We start from the raw sequence: 17441 nt of genomic DNA, 5'->3' as shown, positions 1-17441 counted from the left end.
ACTGAAGGAATGAAAAAGCAACTGAGTATCATAAAAATCGGAGGTAATGTAATTAACAGTAAGCAACAACTCGATGCATTTCTCGATGATTTTACAGCACTTGACACCTTAAAAATATTAGTTCATGGAGGGGGTAAAAAAGCGACAGAAATTGCGGATTCCATGGGGCTTAGCCCAAAAATGATTGGTGGCCGTCGTGTGACGGATCAGGCAAATCTGGAAGTGGTTACCATGGTTTATGCAGGTTTACTGAATAAAAACATCGTAGCACAGCTACAGGCCAGGGGATGCAATGCTTTGGGTTTGTCAGGTGCTGATGCCAATGTGATCAAGGCTCATAAGCGAATCGTTAAAGATATCGATTATGGTTTTGCCGGAGACATTGATGAGGTAGAAAACAAAACGATTAGCCTATTTCTCCATGCGGGAATCACACCGGTATTTTCGGCCATTACACATGACAATCATGGTCAACTTCTCAACACCAACGCTGATACTATTGCTGCCGAACTGGCCAAGGGATTATCAAAGGATTTCGAAGTGGAACTTATTTATTGCTTTGAAAAAAAAGGCGTTCTCAAGAGCGTTGATGATGAGGAATCGGTTATTGAACACCTCAACAGCAAATCATATGAAGGGTTGAAAAATCAAGGGATTATAAGTGAAGGGATGCTGCCTAAATTGGAAAATTGTTTCAGTTCCCTGCGAAGTGGTGTCGAAAGGGTCATCATTGGTAAACCTGAGGTGATTAATCATAGAAATGGTAAACATACAACACTTACATTATGATCTCTGAGCTAAACAATAAGGCAAAACAATTATTGATTGATTTGATTAATACCCCTTCTTTTTCAGGTGAGGAAGACGGGACAGCAGACTTGATAGAGGTATTTCTCAGGAATGAAGGGATCGTGTATCAACGTAATCAGCATAATTTATGGGCCGTGAATGAAGATTTTGACAAGGCGAAGCCCAGTATTCTGTTGAATTCACACCACGATACCGTGAAACCAAATAAGGGGTATACCCGAGATCCCAATCAGGCCGTTATCGAGGAAGGTAAAATTTATGGTTTGGGATCAAATGATGCCGGTGGATGTCTGGTGTCGTTGATGGCGACCTTTATTTATTTCTACAAAAAGAAAAATCTCAAATATAACTTGATCTTGCTGGCTTCAGCCGAAGAAGAAAATTCCGGAGATCATGGCATACGTTCAATGGTTCCAATTTTGCCTGAGATTGACTTTGCCATCATTGGTGAGCCTACGCTTATGCACCTTGCAGTGGCTGAAAAAGGGCTGTTGGTGCTGGATGCCTATGCTCATGGTACAGCGGGTCATGCGGCTCATGTTAGGGGAGACAATGCTATTTATAAGGCCATGGATGCAATTAAATGGTTTGAATCTTTTAAATTCCCTAAAGTGTCTGAAACACTCCATGACACTAAAATGACCGTCACCCAGATCAACGCGGGGAACCAGCATAATGTGGTTCCTTCAACATGTCATTTTGTTGTGGATATCAGAGTGAATGACTTGTATTCAAATGAGGAGGTTTTGGCTATTGTAAAAAACAATGTTGAAATTGAGGTAAAAGAACGGTCTCTTAATTTAAACTCTTCGTCCATACCCAAAAATCACGAAATAGTTCTAGCAGGAATTAGCCTGGGCAGGGAAGTTTATGGTTCACCTACCTTGTCTGATCAGGCTAATCTGAGTTGTCCTTCTCTGAAGCTAGGGCCCGGGGATTCTTTGAGATCGCATACTGCCGATGAATTTATTTATGAAAAGGAGGTTTTTGAAGGGATAGAACTGTATATTCAAATGTTGAAAAAAATACTATAGTCTTACACAGGCGCATAAAATAAAAAGATATGAAACTTTGGGATAAAGGATTTAGTACTGACAAAAAAATTGATCTGTTTACTGTTGGCAATGACAGGGAACTTGATCTTGTATTAGCCAAATACGATGTTATAGGTTCGCTGGCCCATGCCAGAATGCTTCATAAAATTGGATTGCTTACATCAATTGAAATGGATAAATTGGAGAAGGAGCTGGCTCAAATCACAAGGATGATTGAGGATGGTAATTTCGTTATTGAAGATGAATTCGAGGATGTACATTCAAAAGTGGAATTTATGCTTACTCAAAAGTTGGGGGACACAGGTAAAAAAATCCATACGGCTCGTTCAAGGAATGATCAGGTCTTGGTGGATGTTCATTTGTATTTAAGAGCGGAAATCAAAGAAATCAGTGCTATGATGCAAGGTTTTTTTGATCTGTTGATAGAATTAGCTGAAACTCACAAAGAAACGCTGCTCCCGGGCTATACCCATTTTCAGGTGGCAATGCCTTCCTCCTTTGGGATGTGGTTCTCTGCTTATGCGGAGAGTTTGATTGATGATGTATATATGCTAAATGCTGCTTATCAGATAGTGGATCAAAACCCCTTGGGCTCGGCAGCCGGCTACGGGAGCTCATTTCCAATAGACCGTGATCATACAACTGCAGAAATGGGATTTAGTGATTTAAAGGTAAATTCTGTTGCGGCTCAGATGAGCAGGGGTAAAACAGAACGAAGTACAGCTTTTGCCATGAGTTCGGTGGCAGGAACACTATCAAAATTTGCCATGGATATATGCCTGTATATGAGTCAAAATTTTGGTTTTGTTTCATTTCCTGATGAACTGACCACCGGTTCAAGCATTATGCCTCATAAAAAAAATCCGGATGTGTTTGAATTGATAAGGGGTAAATGCAACAAAGTGCAATCATTACCCTATGAGCTTACCTTGATCATCAATAATCTTCCAAGCGGTTATCACAGGGACCTGCAATTGTTAAAAGAGGGCTTAATACCCGGTATTCAGGCCTTGAAATCATGCCTGGAAATGTTTACTTTTTCATTGAGTTCTATACAAGTGAACAGGAATATTACTGATCAAAAGATTTATGATTATCTGTTTACCGTAGAGGAGGTGAATAAACTGGTTCAAGAAGGAACCCCCTTTAGAGATGCGTATAAGATTGTTGGAGAAAAAGTGGTTGAGGGCAATTTTATGCCTGATAAAGAAGTTGTGCATAGCCACATCGGTAGTATAGGAAATTTGGGCTTAGACAGGATCAAGGCTAAAATGGAAAAGGCAAATGGCCTGATTCATTCGTAATTGAGCTAAAAGGATGCATTGGAGTAAAGATCTTTAAAAGTTGGCTCTTATTTTTTATCTAAGCGATGTGCCCAGGGCAAGATACTGGAATATCAACAGGCTATAAAGATGGACAATGGAATGGGGATTAACTCCGACTGACGGTTGTATCGTTCAAAAAAAGAAGATTAATTTGTCAATGCTTCTTTCAATGCTTTCGCCTTGAGTAAACATTCCTCGTATTCATTTTCAATAACCGAAAGAGAAGTGATGGCACTTCCCACCGAAAAGGATACATATTTTTTAGTAGCATTGTATAGAATGCTTCTGATCACCACATTAAAATCAAAATCACCTTCAGGGTTAAAATAGCCAACCGCACCAGAATAAAGCCCTCTTTTGGTTTCTTCTTCTTCTTCAATAATCTTCATCGCCGAAATTTTAGGAGCGCCTGTCATGCTGCCCATCGGAAAAAGGTTCCTGATGATGTCGACGTCGTTGTCATCCCTGTCTACTGTGCAAACCACGGTCGAAATAAGTTGATGAACCTGTTTAAACGAATATACCTTACATAGTTCTTCAACATGAACGCTGCCTTTGACTGCATTTTTTGAAAGATCATTTCTTATCAGGTCGACGATCATGATATTCTCAGCTCTTTCTTTTGGGTCGTTTACCAGGGATTCAGCAAGTTTTTTGTCTTCGGCAAGATCGCTTAATCTTCGTGCTGTTCCTTTAATGGGCTGTACAATGATTTTGTTATTTTGTTTTTTCACAAACCTTTCGGGAGATGCACAAAGTAAAAACTTATCGCTTAGTTTGATATAACTGGCAAAAGGTGCCTGAGAAATCTGATTTAATTTTTGATAGACCCCAATGGTATTGATGTCACAGTCTTCAGCATAAAATTCCTGACAATAATTAACCTCGTATATATCTCCCCTGTATATGTGTTTGAGAACATTGCTTACTTTTTCAAAATAGTCCTCCTTAGAGAGTCTTGAAGAAATTTGACAATTACCTGAAGGTGTTTCAGACTTAAGTTTAACCTGTCTGATTTCTTGTACATCTTTTTCGATCTCAGCCTTATATTCCTCCATATACAGGAATTCAACCGAGTCATTTTTCCATAAAATCACCTTTTTTGGCTGAAAGAAAAACAATTCAGGGAAATTTAAATGATCAGGGTTCTTTGAACTAAGATCTTCAATATCGTTTTTTAGATCATAACTTAGGTATCCAAAAAGATAATCTTTATGCTTTTGCCTGAAGTGTTTTAGTTTTTCAAAGGCTCCATGTGATGCTGCAGAAAGAATTTGATGGGCTCCAACAGCCAAAACAGCTTCAATTTCACCGTATTTCTCTTGAACTGCCTGACCGTCTTTATTAGATTCCAGAAAGATGATTTCGTCAAATTGTTGTGCCCACCCTAAGGCTTGTTCCTTAGAGATTTTTGCTAATTCATTCGATATGGTTTTGGATATCCGGATCACGGCAAAAACAAAAATTTAATACTAATTTTTTATTTAAAAAGGAAACCTTTTGAATCTACTTCTGATAACCTGAAATAACCAAAGGGATATTTTTCAGGATTTGAAACGTTAAAGCAATTGCCCTTTATTTCAGCCGGGATTGTTGTAAAAGGCCCTCCGGGTCCTCCGGATTGTGCAATCAGCAACCTTATATAGTTGTAATATTGTTCAGAAACGCCCAATAGAGAAATGTCTACAATATCACCCGGTTGAAATTCGGTTTCACCCGAATCCTCATCTTCAAGTTTTTCATAGAAAATGGTCATTAGATTTCCATCGGTAAATTCATCTTTCATATCAAAAAGTGCAGGTAAGAGGTCACCTCTTCTTTGGAACTTGACAAGATAGAAATTTTTTATATCCTTAGGATCAATGTACTCTATATTGACTTCGAGGGCGTTTTTGTCAAACCCGTTCTCTTTTGATTGGAATAATGCAGTAATTTTTGTAACCGGTGTAATCTTTCCTGAAGCCCCATAGACCTCATTTTCATAAATGACTTCAAGGGTATAAGACTGGTCCATAACGGCTACAAATTCATCTGTTGTGTACGTTCCGTCGTTCTGATCTATAAAAACAATCTCGGTTTGATCGTCATCTTTAATTACTTTAACACTCGCACCTGTGACAGCTGTTTCACTGAGATTGTCAAAATAGGGTGTTGACAAGCTTAGTTTAATCATTTGTTCATTTCCTTCAGATCCTTTTTCCCAATCCATTGAGGCCTCTATGACTAGCCTTGGCTCAGCTTCGGGAACCTCCACATCAATGACATCGGTGCAGGATATAAAAAGAAGACAAACTGCAAAACTCAATTTTAATCTATAACTTTTCATTTGGCTAAAATTTAAAATTATATGTTACAGAAGGAACAATCCCGAAAATGGCCGTTCTTGTCGCCTCGTTTAACCCGGTTTCCCGATTCTGGGAAAAGGAAATAGAAGCTGCATTCCTGCGATTATAAATATTATAGATGCCGAAAACCCATTCACCTTTCCATTTTCGATTTGGTTTCCCGGGAACAAGTATAGCTGAAACATCTATTCTGTGATACGCCGGTAACCTGTCTGAATTCCTGTCTGAATAACTTGCAATAGACAGTCCCTCATAGGTGTATTGACCGGTTGGGTAAGTTACAGGCCTTCCCGTTTGGTAAATAATATTAGCATTTAACCTCCATTTTTTATTTAATCTGTAGCTTCCGGTAAAAGATAAATCATGAGTTCTGTCAAACGGCGTATAATACCAGTTGCCATTATTTATTCCAGGACCTCCGGCTTTTCCACCAGGAGTTCTCTGTTCAGATTTAGAAAGGGTATAGGCCAGCCAGCCCGTAAAACTTCCTTTGGTTTTCCTCAGTAAAAATTCTAATCCATAAGCCTTGGATTCACCGTTTAAAATTTCTGTTTCTATCGTATTATTCCCAATGAGGTCTGATCCATCGATATAGTCGATCCTGTTCTCAATATCCTTGTAGTACACTTCGACCTCAAGGGAAAAATTATTTTCTTTGAATTTTTTAAAATAGCCCAGGGCATATTGATTTGACAACTGAGGTTCGATATATGGACCACTGGGTGCCCATACGTCCAAAGGCGTTACTGATGTTGTGTTTGAAATCAAATGAATGTATTGAGCCACTCTTGAATAACCTCCTTTTACAGCTGTTTTCTCATTGAATTGATAAGAAAAGGCCAGTCGTGGTTCCAGGTTTCCAAATCCTTCCATAAGCTCACCTTTTTTATAGTCGACACTTCCTGTAGGGGTACCACGTTCATAAATGTCTAAAACTTCATTATAGACAACCGGTTGATCATTTCTATAGGTTATTAGTGACTGGCCACCCAACCTCGCAAAATCGCTGTACCGGATTCCGTATTGTAATGATAATTTTGGAGTTATTCGGTGTTCGGTTCCTACATAAATACCTCCCTCCAAAGCCCTTTTCTGGTCAAGTTTCAGATAATTGATCCCTGAAGTTTCTGATGTCGGACTAATGATTCCAGGATTAAAAAGATACTGTATACCGTTAATACCAAAATCCAATTGAATGTCATTATTGATATAATAACTCAAAGCATATTTGAGGTTGTAATTATCTATCTGTGATAACCAGTCAAATTCAAAGGCTTTGATTTCCAGTTCATAGTCGTATTTACTGTAATTCAAAGAGAGATTAGAGAAAATTTTATCATTGAATACATGATTCCACCTTAAATTACCGGAGAAATTCCCGTAAGAGCTGTTAAAGTTTTCATTCAATTTAAAAACATCCCTCCCGAAATAGCCGGAAAGGAAAAGTTGGTTGCTTTCATTGATTTCAAAGTTGGTTTTTAAATTCAGATCGTAAAAATAAGCACTGTTTTCTTTCAAATCGTCATCCAATTTCAGGAACAAATGGGCGTAAGATCCCCGGCCTGCCACCAAAAAAGAACTTCTTTCTTTTACGATGGGGCCTTCAATGGCTAATCTGCTCGACACCGAACCTATACCGCCTGTGAGCATGAAAATTCTGTTGTTTCCGTCTTTTTGCCTAACATCCAGGACCGACGAAGCACGACCTCCAAATCTTGCAGGGATATTTCCCTTGTATAATTTAACATCCTTTATGGCATCTGAATTGAAAATCGAGAAAAACCCCAACAGGTGAGAGGTGTTGTATATGATGGTTTCGTCCAGCAATACAAGGTTTTGATCTACGGAACCACCGCGAACATTGAAGCCGCTTGATCCTTCACCGTTGTTCGTTACACCAGGCAATAACTGGATAGATTTGATGATATCCACTTCCCCAAGCACGGAGGGCATTTGCTTAATGGTGGCTACATTGAGTTTTGAGACACTCATTTGTGGCTTTCGAAGACTGATATCTTCCGAATCATCTGCATTGATGACTACCTCATTTAACTGATTACTGATTTCAGAAAGCTCAATTTGTATATTTTGGTCCTCATTTAGAATAATTTCTTTAGAAATATCTTCAAAACCCAAATAAGATACAATAAGCGTATAATTTCCTTCAGAAGCACTAATGGAAAAAAATCCGTATTCATTTGTGTTTGTACCGACAGAAGAATCTTTTATAAAAACAGTGGCTCCGAATAAGGTTTCACCGCTTCCCAAGTCTTTTACAGTTCCGCTAATCGTATAATTATCCTGAGCCCAAATCCAGGAAGAAACCAGTAGCAGAAGGAAGGGCAATCTTTTCATTTTTTGGGGGTAATGGCTTATTTAAAAAAGTACTGACAAATATAAATACAGGTGTACAGATTTTATGTATGTCAGAAATCAACTATGTAATGCCCTGCCATCAACAGCAAGGCAAGCCTCTTTCATGGCTTCCGTAAAAGTAGGATGTGCATGACTCATTCGCGCAACATCCTCGCTGGAAGCTCTGAATTCCATGGCAACTACGGCTTCGGCGATCAAATCAGCAGCTCTTGCACCTATCATATGAACGCCCAGAATTTCATCTGTCCTGGCATCCGCCAAAACTTTGATCAAGCCATCAATATCCATACTGGCCCGGGCTCTGCCTAAGGCTCTCATAGGAAAGCTCCCCGTTTTATAATCAACACCTGCTTCTTTTAGCTCCGCTTCCGTTTTACCCACTGAAGCCACTTCCGGCCATGTATAAACAACTCCCGGAATTAAGTTATAATCTATATGGGATTTTTGGCCGGCAATAATTTCAGCAGCCATGGTACCTTCTTCTTCTGCTTTATGGGCGAGCATGGCCCCTCTGATTACATCTCCTACTGCATAAATATTCTGAACATTTGTCTGAAGACGATCATTCACCTCAATCTGACCCCGATCGTTTGCAACGATACCTGCAGCTTCAAGCCCAAGGCCATCGGTAAAAGCCTTTCTACCCACCGAAACCAGGCAATAATCACCTTTTATCTCAACTTCGTTTCCTTTTTTATCATCAGCCAAAACAACGACCTCATTTCCTTTTCTGTTCACTGCTTTTACCTTATGAGAAACATTGATCTTAAATTTTTGCTTTTTCAAGACCTTGGTAAGTTCTTTTGAAAGCCCGGCATCCATAGTCGGAATAATACGGTCCATATATTCAACAACAGTAACCTCGGCTCCTAATCTTTTGTAAACCTGACCAAGTTCAAGACCAATAACGCCTCCCCCAATCACGACAAGGTGCTTGGGAACCTCTTTCAATTTCAAGGCTTCAGTTGAAGTAATAATACGTTCTTTATCAAGTTTGATAAATGGAAGGTTCGCAGGTTTGCTTCCGGTAGCTATAATTGTATTTTTTGATTCAATTTCTTCTGCACTTTTACCATCTCCGTTAACAAGAATATGCGTCTTATCCTTAAAACTCCCTGTTCCATGGTAGACATCAATATTGTTTTTTTTCATTAAGAAATCGATACCACCCGTAGTCTGGTCAACAACAGCTTGCTTTCTGGCAATCATTTTTTCCAGATTTACTTTGATCTCTCCCGGAATTTCTATCCCATGAGTTTCAAAATGCTTTACGGCATCCTCATAATGATGAGAAGAATCAAGAAGGGCCTTACTTGGAATGCAACCTACATTGAGGCAAGTGCCTCCAAGGGTACTGTATTTTTCAACAATAGCAGTTTTTAAACCTAGTTGCGCCGATCTTATGGCAGCAACATATCCTCCGGGACCAGATCCAATTACGGTAACATCGTATGATTTCATAAATTCTGTTCTATTTTTTTATGCAGTAAAAATAAGTTATTTCAATTTATATAAGAAGCTATTGAGAAATTGATTTTCCTGATTTTTCTCGTTTACGGAGAGCTTAACAATGTCTGCTGCCATATTAATTATAAGGAAAAAGGAAATTTAAGCCAGAAGTCCTGCTCTTTTTAAAAGTGCATTGACATTTGGTTCCTTGCCCCTGAATCTTTTGTACAAAACCATTGGTTTTTCAGTTCCTCCTTTACTCAATATATTTTCTTTAAACTTAGAAGCGACCTCCTTGTTAAAAATACCGGCTTCTTTAAATGCCTCGAAGGCATCGGCATCAAGTACCTCGGCCCATTTATAACTGTAATACCCTGCAGAATATCCACCCTGAAAAATATGGGAGAAAGCCGTACTCATGCAATTTATGTCAACATCAGGGTACAACCGAGTCTCGCGAAAAGCATCATTTTCGAATTCTTTTACATTCTTTATGGATGCCGGGTCATGGGCATGATAAGACATATCGAGCATGGCAAAGCTCAATTGTCTCAGGGTGGCTATTCCTTCAAGAAAGTTTGAAGAATCTTTGATTTTCCCGACCAATTCCATCGGGATAAGTTCCTTGTTTTCGTAATGCCTTGCAAACAATTCAAGGGCTTCTTTTTCGTAGCACCAGTTTTCAAGAATCTGGCTGGGTAACTCTACAAAATCCCAATAAACACTTGTGCCGGACAGATTAGGAAAAGTGGTGTTGGCCAACATGCCGTGCAAAGCATGACCGAATTCATGAAACAAGGTGGTGACCTCATTAAAAGTAAGCAAGGAAGGTTTTGAATTGGTTGGTTTTGTGAAGTTACATACAATTGAAATATGGGGCCTGGAATTGGTTTTTCCTTCTTTCCATTGGGCTTTATAACTGGTCATCCACGCACCGTTTCTTTTTCCTTTGCGTGGAAAGAAATCGGCATAAAACAAGGCGATAAATTCACCTTTTGAATCCTTGACTTCATAAGTTTTAACTTCTTCGTGGTAAGTATCTATATTCGATACTTCTTCAAAATGAAGATCGTAAAGTTTACCTGCAATTTGAAACACTCCGTCTATGACATTTTCCAGTTTAAAATAAGGCTTAAGTTTTTCATCATCAAGGTCGAACATGTCTTTCTTTAACTTTTCTGAATAATAAGCTCCATCCCATTTTTGCATGATATCAATACCGTCTTTTTTGGCGAGTGCCTCAAGCATTTTGAATTCTTTTTTTGCAGCAGGTTTTGCTTTTTTAAGCAGTTTTTCAAGAAAACTTTGAACCTTATCAGGGTCCTCTGCCATACGCTCCTCCAAAACATAATGGGCATGTGAGGCATATCCCAGTAATTTGGCGCGCTGATACCTCAGGTTTACAATGTCCAATACATTTTGCTGATTGTCATATTCATTATTTTGCATCCCTCTTGCTCCAAAGGCTTTTGCCATTTTTTCCCTCAGAGCCCTGTTGTCGGCATAGGTCATAAATGGGATATAGCTTGGATAATCCAGCGTAAATACCCATCCATCTTTTTTCTTTTCATCAGCCAGCATGCGCGCGGCTTCAATGACACCCTCAGGCAAACCAGACAGATCCTCCTGATCAGTTATAAGCAATTCGAAAGCATTTGTTTCGGCCAAAACATTTTCACCAAACTTCAAACCTAATTTAGATTTCTTTATGTCGATATCCCGCAGAATCTTTTTGTCGTCCTCATTTAAATTTGATCCGTTTCTTACAAAAGCCTTATAATTTTTCTCAAGAAGCATGCTTTCTTCCGGATTCAGATTCAAATGATCTTTATTGAGAAAAACCGATTTTATTTTTTTAAACAATGCTTCATTCAGCCTGACGTCATTTGAAAATTCACTGAGAAGGGGTGAAACCTCCTGGGCAATCTTCTGGATCTCTTCGTTAGTTTCTGCGGCATTCAAATTAAAAAAAATACTTGATATTCTGTTGAGTCTGTTAGCGGAAAATTCAAGAGCGACAACGGTATTTTCAAAACTTGGAGGTTCTGGATTTTCCACAATTTTATCAATTTCCTTTTTGGCTTCGTCGATAGCAGTTTCAAAGGCTGGTTTGAAATGTTCATTTTTAATACTCGAAAACGGAGCTGATCCGTGGGGTGCCGTAAATACTTTTAATAAAGGATTGTTCATGGATATATAATGTTGAAGCCTTGGAAAGGCATTTGATATTGTTTAAATAATTTGTGCTTGGGTTTAGCCCAGGTTGTGGCTTATGAGATTCAATGTTTCAGCTTATCAGATGCTTTGATGACTTTTTGTTTAAGATCTTCCTTGAATGAAATGATCTTATGTAAGATTTCAATATCAGATGAGCCTAAGATCTGAGCAGCAAGAATTCCGGCATTTTTGGCGCCGTCAAGAGCTACTGTTGCCACTGGAACGCCTCCCGGCATTTGCAGTATCGACAGCACAGAATCCCATCCGTCTATGGAGTTCCTCGATTTTACCGGTACACCTATTACCGGCAAAGGGCTCATGGAAGCAACCATTCCGGGAAGATGTGCCGCTCCACCGGCCCCGGCTATAATAACTTTTAGACCTCTTTTGTGGGCCTCGGTCGCATAACTAAACAATTTTTCAGGAGTGCGATGGGCAGAGACGATGTCTACCTCCGAATCTATTCCAAAACTTCTAAGTACATCAATTGCTTCCTGCATAATCGGTAGATCTGAATCGCTACCCATGATTATTCCAACCTTGGCCATAATTTAATTTATTTAAAAAAACTTATTGAATTCGACTGATAAAAATTGTATTTTTAGAGGCTAAAGGTAAGATAAAAAAGTGTTTTCATAACAATGCAAATTCCATTATTTAATACCGTTTTGTCGTGGATTTTAAAAAAGCGAAAGTATCAGGTTGATATGTTTTTACATCATCCCGTAGAGGTTCAGAACGAAGTGTTGTATGAATTACTTTCTGAAGCCAAGCACACTTATCTGGGTAAAAAATATTGTTTTAAAGACATAAAGAGTTACGCTTCTTTTACCGAAAATGTTCCCATTCAGCAATATGAGAGTATAGAACCTTTGATCGAAAGGAACAGGAGAGGAGAGCAAAATGTTTTCTGGCCGTCAAAAATTCAGTGGTTCGCAAAATCAAGTGGTACCACCAATGCTAAAAGCAAATTTATCCCGGTGAGTGATGAAGCAATAGATTATTGTCACATGAAGGCAGGTAAAGACATGCTTTGTTTATTTATCAACAATAATGAAGATACGGAGATCTTTAAAGGCAAAGGCCTTCGGTTAGGAGGGAGTTCAGATATTTATGAAGACAATGATACCTATTTTGGCGATCTGTCTGCGATCATTATTGAAAACATGCCGTTCTGGGCCGATTTTAGCAGTGCTCCGAGTCAGAAAACAGCGCTGATGACCGAATGGGAAGCCAAAATGGATGCCATTATTAATGAAACAATCGAGGAAGATATTACCAGCTTGAGCGGAGTGCCCTCCTGGATGCTGGTGCTGTTGAACAGGGTGCTTGAGGTAACCGGAAAGGATAATATCCTGGAGGTTTGGCCAAACCTTGAGGTTTATTTTCACGGAGGGGTGAATTTTAAACCGTATAAAGAGCAATATGAAAAATTGATCCCTAAGAAAAATTTTCGCTACTACGAAACGTATAATGCTTCAGAAGGTTTTTTTGCCATTCAGGATCGGAATGATTCTGATGAGCTTTTGTTAATGCTTGATTATGGGATTTTTTATGAATTTATCCCAATGGATAAGTTCAAAGGTGAAGATTCTGTTGCGATTCCATTACAAGAGGTTGAGGAAGGCACTAATTATGCGATTGTCATTTCAACCAATTCAGGATTATGGCGTTATTTGATTGGGGATACCGTTAAGTTTACCAACCTTAAGCCATACAGAATTAAGATCACGGGAAGAACAAAGCATTTTATTAATGTATTTGGAGAAGAATTGGTTATTGAAAATGCAGTGGATGCACTGGAAGTAGCCTGCTCAAAATCGAATGCATTGGTCATAGAATTTACCGTGGCTCCTGTTTTTATGAATGGTGATAAAAGCGGTGGTCATGAATGGCTCATTGAATTTAAAGAACCTCCAGACAATTTAGAGGCCTTTACACGTTATCTTGATGATGCTCTCAAAGAATTGAATTCAGATTATGAGGCAAAACGATACCTCAACATGACCATTAGCATGCCAGTAGTTCATATTGCTCCCAAAGACATTTTTTATCAATGGCTAAAAAGTAAAGATAAACTCGGAGGTCAGTATAAGGTGCCAAGATTGAGCAATACAAGGGATTATCTTGATGAACTTCTCGGTCTTTATCAAAGTGAAGCAGGTTGATTTACAACAATGTCATCTGTGACCCAGGCTTCACATAAAACTTTAAAATCAGAATTCACATCTGCCGCCTCATCCCATGCCTGATAGTCTATCCAGACGAAGCCCTGATTTCCCCAACCTTTACCCCAGGAATTCACCACCTTAAAGGCATTCATGTCATCGTCGTATCCCACAACCAGCATGGCATGTCCTCCATCTCCGGATTCGAATTTTCGATATACATGAATTCCGTTCTCGTCTCTGGCTCCAAAATAACTTCTGTCAATGGTTACAGCAATGACAACCGGCTGGTCTTTGAGCAAGGAGGCCTTGGTTTGCTCCAAGGCTAGATTTTCATCCAGATAGAAATACTCAATGATTCTATTTGGCTCCGCTAATGATTTTTGAAGGTCATTGGGCTGAGTATCACAGTCATTTTCATTATAAGGCATAATCGCCCAATCAGTAATCCCCTGCCTCGAAATCGTATCCAGTGCATCTTGAATCACAGAACCGGCGCTGCAGTCACTAACTTTAATTTGATTGTATATAAAAGCCGGGCTCATTACATTGTCTTTGTTGAGAATACCATTTTGGAAATCCTCATAATTTTCCTGGTAGCTTTTCAGGTAGTATCCGGTTGCCCATGCTACACACGACCCCTGTCTGCCCTGGGACCCGACTTCGGGTAAATATTCCGAAATATCATATGAACCTGGCATTTGGATGTCGATATCAATCTCTGCAACTGTGGCATCAGGTGTCTCGTAACCATAGCAGAATCCACCACCTAATCCAAATTGATAGTCCTCCTGAACCTCTTCGTTATCCTTGATGTTTTCAATAACCGGATCGCCCTCTTCATCAGTGGTATAAATAACCCTGTTATCTAATTCAAAATCAAAATTACTGCTGCAGCTATAAAATAAAATAGCGAAAGTAAGAAGAGAGAGTTTTTTCATAAATCAGGTCTGATAAGGGTATCTTTAAACTTCTCAAAAGCTATGCCATGAATTGTTAAGATTATTTTTCTCTTTCAATCACATAGTTCACCATGGTCATTAAGGATTCTTTATAGGAAGAATCGGGGTAGTCATTTAAGATCTCAACGGCCAAATGCTGATACTCTTTCATTTTATCAATGGTATACTCAATACCACCGTTTTGCTTTACGAATTCAATGACTTCTTTAACCCTGTTTTTATCTTTATTGTGGTTTTTTACCGAATTTATAAGCCATTTACGTTCTTTTCTTGAACAGTGGTTCAGGGTGTAGATCAAAGGCAGCGTCATTTTTTGTTCCTTGATGTCAATTCCAGTGGGTTTTCCTATTTTTTCTTCGGAATAATCGAAAAGGTCATCTTTGATCTGAAAGGCAATACCGATCAATTCACCGAATTTTCTCATTTTTTCGACCTCACTCTTTGGGGCATCTACAGAAGTGGCGCCAATAGCAGTACAGGCCGCAATAAGCGTTGCTGTTTTTTTTCTGATGATTTCAAAATACACATCTTCGGTAATATTCAGCTGTCTGGCTTTTTCTATTTGCAGGAGTTCTCCTTCACTCATTTCCCTTACTGCAATTGATATATGCTTTAGGATGTCAAAATCATCATTGTCAATGGATAATAACAGTCCCTTGGAAAGAAGGTAATCACCGACCAAGACAGCAATTTTATTCTTCCACAAAGCATTTAAAGAGAAAAAACCACGGCGGGTGTTACTGTCATCCACAACGTCATCGTGAACCAAAGTAGCGGTATGGATCAATTCTATGATTGATGCCCCCCGGTAAGTTCTTTCCTTGAATTGGCCGTTAGAAACCATTTTGGCTACTAAAAAAACAAACATCGGACGCATTTGTTTTCCTTTTCGCCTCACGATATAATGAGTGATTCTGTTGAGCAGGGAAACGTTGGAAATCATGGAAGCTTTGAATTTTGTTTCAAAGAATTCCATTTCCTTCAGGATGGGAAGCTTTATTTGTTCTACAGTTTTCAAGGGTCGAACAATTTACAATAAATAAATTATTTATTTTGTTCAATTTTCGCCCAGGAATCCCTTAAGGCAACTGTTCGGTTAAAAACAAGTTTATCATTGGTAGAATCAGGATCTACGTTAAAATACCCCAATCGTTGGAACTGAAAACTATCACCTGCTGAAACTGTTGCCAGACTGGGCTCTACATAGGCTTTTTCAATAATTTTAAGAGAATCAGGGTTGATGAATTCCTTAAAGTCTTTCTCTTTATGTGAATCAGGGGCCTCATCGGTGAACAATCTGTCGTATAACCTCACCTCTGCTTCTAAACCGTGTTGAATGGATACCCAGTGGATCGTGCCTTTTACCTTTCTCATACTCGCTTCACTACCGCTGCCACTCTTGGAATCAACATCGTAAGTACAGTGGATTTCAGTAACAGTCCCGTTTTCATCTTTGATCACAGAATTAGCCTTGATGATATAGGCATTCTTTAAACGCACCTCTTTTCCCAGTTTCAATCGGAAGAATTTTTTATTTGCTTCTTCCCTAAAATCTTCCTGTTCTATATATAATTCTCTTGAAAAAGGTACCGTTCTGATTCCTGCATCTTCATCTTCCGGATTATTTTCAGCTGTCAGCATTTCTTCCTTTCCTTCGGGATAATTTGTAATAACCAACTTCACCGGGTTGAGCACCGCCATAACCCTTGGAGCTGTTTTGTTCAGTTCTGTTCGAATGTGAAATTCAAGCAAAGCCAGATCTGTAACGTTTTCTCTTTTTGCAATACCTGCCTTTTCACTAAAATCGCGAATAGATTTAGGTGTATAACCACGTCTTCTAAGACCGGATATTGTAGGCATTCTAGGATCATCCCAGCCGTTTACATAGCCTTCTTCAACCAGTTGAAGTAATTTCCTTTTACTCATTACCGTGTAGCTGAGGTTCCTCCTGGCAAATTCCCTTTGTTTTGGCCTTAAGCTCTTGTGATCATAAACCTGATCGAGGAACCAGTCGTATAATTCTCTATGGTGTTTGAATTCCAGGGTACAAAGTGAATGGGAAATCTGTTCAATATAGTCTGACTCCCCATGCGTCCAGTCGTACATAGGATAGATTTTCCATTTTTCCCCTGTTCGGTGATGTGCCCTTTTCAATATCCTGTACATGACAGGATCCCTCATGAGCATATTTGAAGATGACATGTCGATCTTGGCACGCAATACATGTGTTCCTTCTTCGAAATCTCCATTTTTCATTTTTTCAAACAGGGCAAGGTTCTCTTCCGCACTTCGATCCCTGAACGGGCTGTTTGTTCCTGCTTGTGTCGGGGTTCCCTTTTGTTCTGCTATTTCTTCAGAGGTCTGATCATCAACATAAGCATTGCCTTGTTCAATCATCTTTACTGCCCAATCATATAACTGTTGAAAATAGTCAGAAGAAAACAATACCTCAGCCCATTCAAAACCAAGCCATTTGATGTCTTTTTTTATGGCATCAACATATTCCTGTTCTTCTTTTTCAGGGTTAGTATCGTCAAATCGAAGATTAACAGGTGCATCGTATTTGATCCCCAGTCCGAAATTCAGACAGATAGATGCTGCGTGCCCTATATGTAAATATCCATTGGGTTCTGGTGGGAACCTGAATTTTAGTTGAGACCTTTTCATACCTTTTGTAAGGTCCTCCTCAATGATTTGTTCTAAAAAATTGAGAGATTTTTTAATTTCCGACATA

At 39.1% G+C, this 17441-nt stretch carries 13 protein-coding genes; 4 read left to right on the top strand and 9 right to left on the bottom strand.

Features of this window, described 5'->3' with window-relative positions; genetic code table 11:
• Positions 1 to 9 precede the first annotated feature (9 nt).
• Genes argB through argH form a run of 3 tightly spaced genes read left to right on the top strand, consistent with a single transcriptional unit; the run spans position 10 to position 3169 of the window.
• The gene (gene argB / locus AABB81_RS09720; protein ID WP_342160232.1) at positions 10 to 789 is read left to right on the top strand and encodes an acetylglutamate kinase; all 780 of its coding nucleotides are present in this window, start codon (positions 10 to 12) and stop codon (positions 787 to 789) included.
• A complete protein-coding gene (locus tag AABB81_RS09715; protein ID WP_342160230.1) occupies positions 786 to 1844 on the top strand; it encodes a M20 family metallo-hydrolase in 1059 nt (352 codons plus the stop codon). The genes argB and AABB81_RS09715 overlap by 4 nt, the downstream gene beginning before the upstream one ends.
• Before the next feature lie 29 nt (positions 1845 to 1873).
• Entirely contained in the window at positions 1874 to 3169 is a 1296-nt protein-coding gene (argH, locus tag AABB81_RS09710; RefSeq protein WP_342160229.1) for an argininosuccinate lyase, read from the top strand.
• Between the two features lie 167 nt (positions 3170 to 3336).
• Here argH and AABB81_RS09705 read toward each other — a convergent pair whose 3' ends face one another.
• From AABB81_RS09705 to purE, 6 genes are all read right to left on the bottom strand, one after another.
• Positions 3337 to 4641 carry an anthranilate synthase component I family protein gene (locus AABB81_RS09705; protein ID WP_342160228.1) on the bottom strand — a complete coding sequence of 435 codons (1305 nt, stop codon included), beginning with the start codon at positions 4639 to 4641 and terminating at the stop codon, positions 3337 to 3339.
• Between the two features lie 29 nt (positions 4642 to 4670).
• Complete coding sequence (locus AABB81_RS09700) at positions 4671 to 5516, bottom strand: DUF4249 domain-containing protein (protein WP_342160226.1); 846 nt, start codon at positions 5514 to 5516, stop codon at positions 4671 to 4673.
• 4 nt (positions 5517 to 5520) lie between these two features.
• Positions 5521 to 7890 carry a TonB-dependent receptor gene (locus tag AABB81_RS09695; protein ID WP_342160225.1) on the bottom strand — a complete coding sequence of 790 codons (2370 nt, stop codon included), beginning with the start codon at positions 7888 to 7890 and terminating at the stop codon, positions 5521 to 5523.
• Positions 7891 to 7968: 78 nt separating this feature from the next.
• The gene (lpdA, locus tag AABB81_RS09690; protein ID WP_342160224.1) at positions 7969 to 9372 is read right to left on the bottom strand and encodes a dihydrolipoyl dehydrogenase; all 1404 of its coding nucleotides are present in this window, start codon (positions 9370 to 9372) and stop codon (positions 7969 to 7971) included.
• A 147-nt stretch (positions 9373 to 9519) separates the two neighbouring features.
• Positions 9520 to 11550 carry a M3 family metallopeptidase gene (locus AABB81_RS09685; RefSeq protein ID WP_342160223.1) on the bottom strand — a complete coding sequence of 677 codons (2031 nt, stop codon included), beginning with the start codon at positions 11548 to 11550 and terminating at the stop codon, positions 9520 to 9522.
• A gap of 89 nt (positions 11551 to 11639) precedes the next feature.
• On the bottom strand, positions 11640 to 12125 hold the full coding sequence (gene purE / locus AABB81_RS09680) for a 5-(carboxyamino)imidazole ribonucleotide mutase (protein WP_342160222.1): 486 nt from the start codon (positions 12123 to 12125) through the stop codon (positions 11640 to 11642).
• 93 nt (positions 12126 to 12218) lie between these two features.
• Here purE and AABB81_RS09675 point away from each other — a divergent pair, with 93 nt between their 5' ends.
• Positions 12219 to 13745 carry a GH3 auxin-responsive promoter family protein gene (locus AABB81_RS09675; RefSeq protein WP_342160221.1) on the top strand — a complete coding sequence of 509 codons (1527 nt, stop codon included), beginning with the start codon at positions 12219 to 12221 and terminating at the stop codon, positions 13743 to 13745.
• Here the strand turns inward: AABB81_RS09675 and AABB81_RS09670 are convergent.
• The 3 genes from AABB81_RS09670 to AABB81_RS09660 all read right to left on the bottom strand — a co-directional run bounded on the left by AABB81_RS09670 (position 13727) and on the right by AABB81_RS09660 (position 17440).
• On the bottom strand, positions 13727 to 14686 hold the full coding sequence (locus AABB81_RS09670) for a C1 family peptidase (RefSeq protein WP_342160220.1): 960 nt from the start codon (positions 14684 to 14686) through the stop codon (positions 13727 to 13729). The two genes, AABB81_RS09675 and AABB81_RS09670, sit on opposite strands and share 19 nt — an antisense overlap.
• Before the next feature lie 61 nt (positions 14687 to 14747).
• On the bottom strand, positions 14748 to 15725 hold the full coding sequence (locus tag AABB81_RS09665) for a polyprenyl synthetase family protein (protein WP_342160219.1): 978 nt from the start codon (positions 15723 to 15725) through the stop codon (positions 14748 to 14750).
• A 26-nt stretch (positions 15726 to 15751) separates the two neighbouring features.
• The gene (locus AABB81_RS09660) at positions 15752 to 17440 is read right to left on the bottom strand and encodes a glutamine--tRNA ligase/YqeY domain fusion protein (protein ID WP_342160218.1); all 1689 of its coding nucleotides are present in this window, start codon (positions 17438 to 17440) and stop codon (positions 15752 to 15754) included.
• Between the last annotated feature and the right edge of the window lies 1 nt (position 17441).

The sequence above is a fragment of the Lutimonas vermicola genome, assembly GCF_038433205.1.
GTDB classification, from domain to species: Bacteria; Bacteroidota; Bacteroidia; order Flavobacteriales; family Flavobacteriaceae; genus Lutimonas; species Lutimonas vermicola.
The sequence above is the reverse complement of the archived record's forward strand: the minus strand, read 5'-3'. Positions and strand labels throughout refer to the sequence as shown.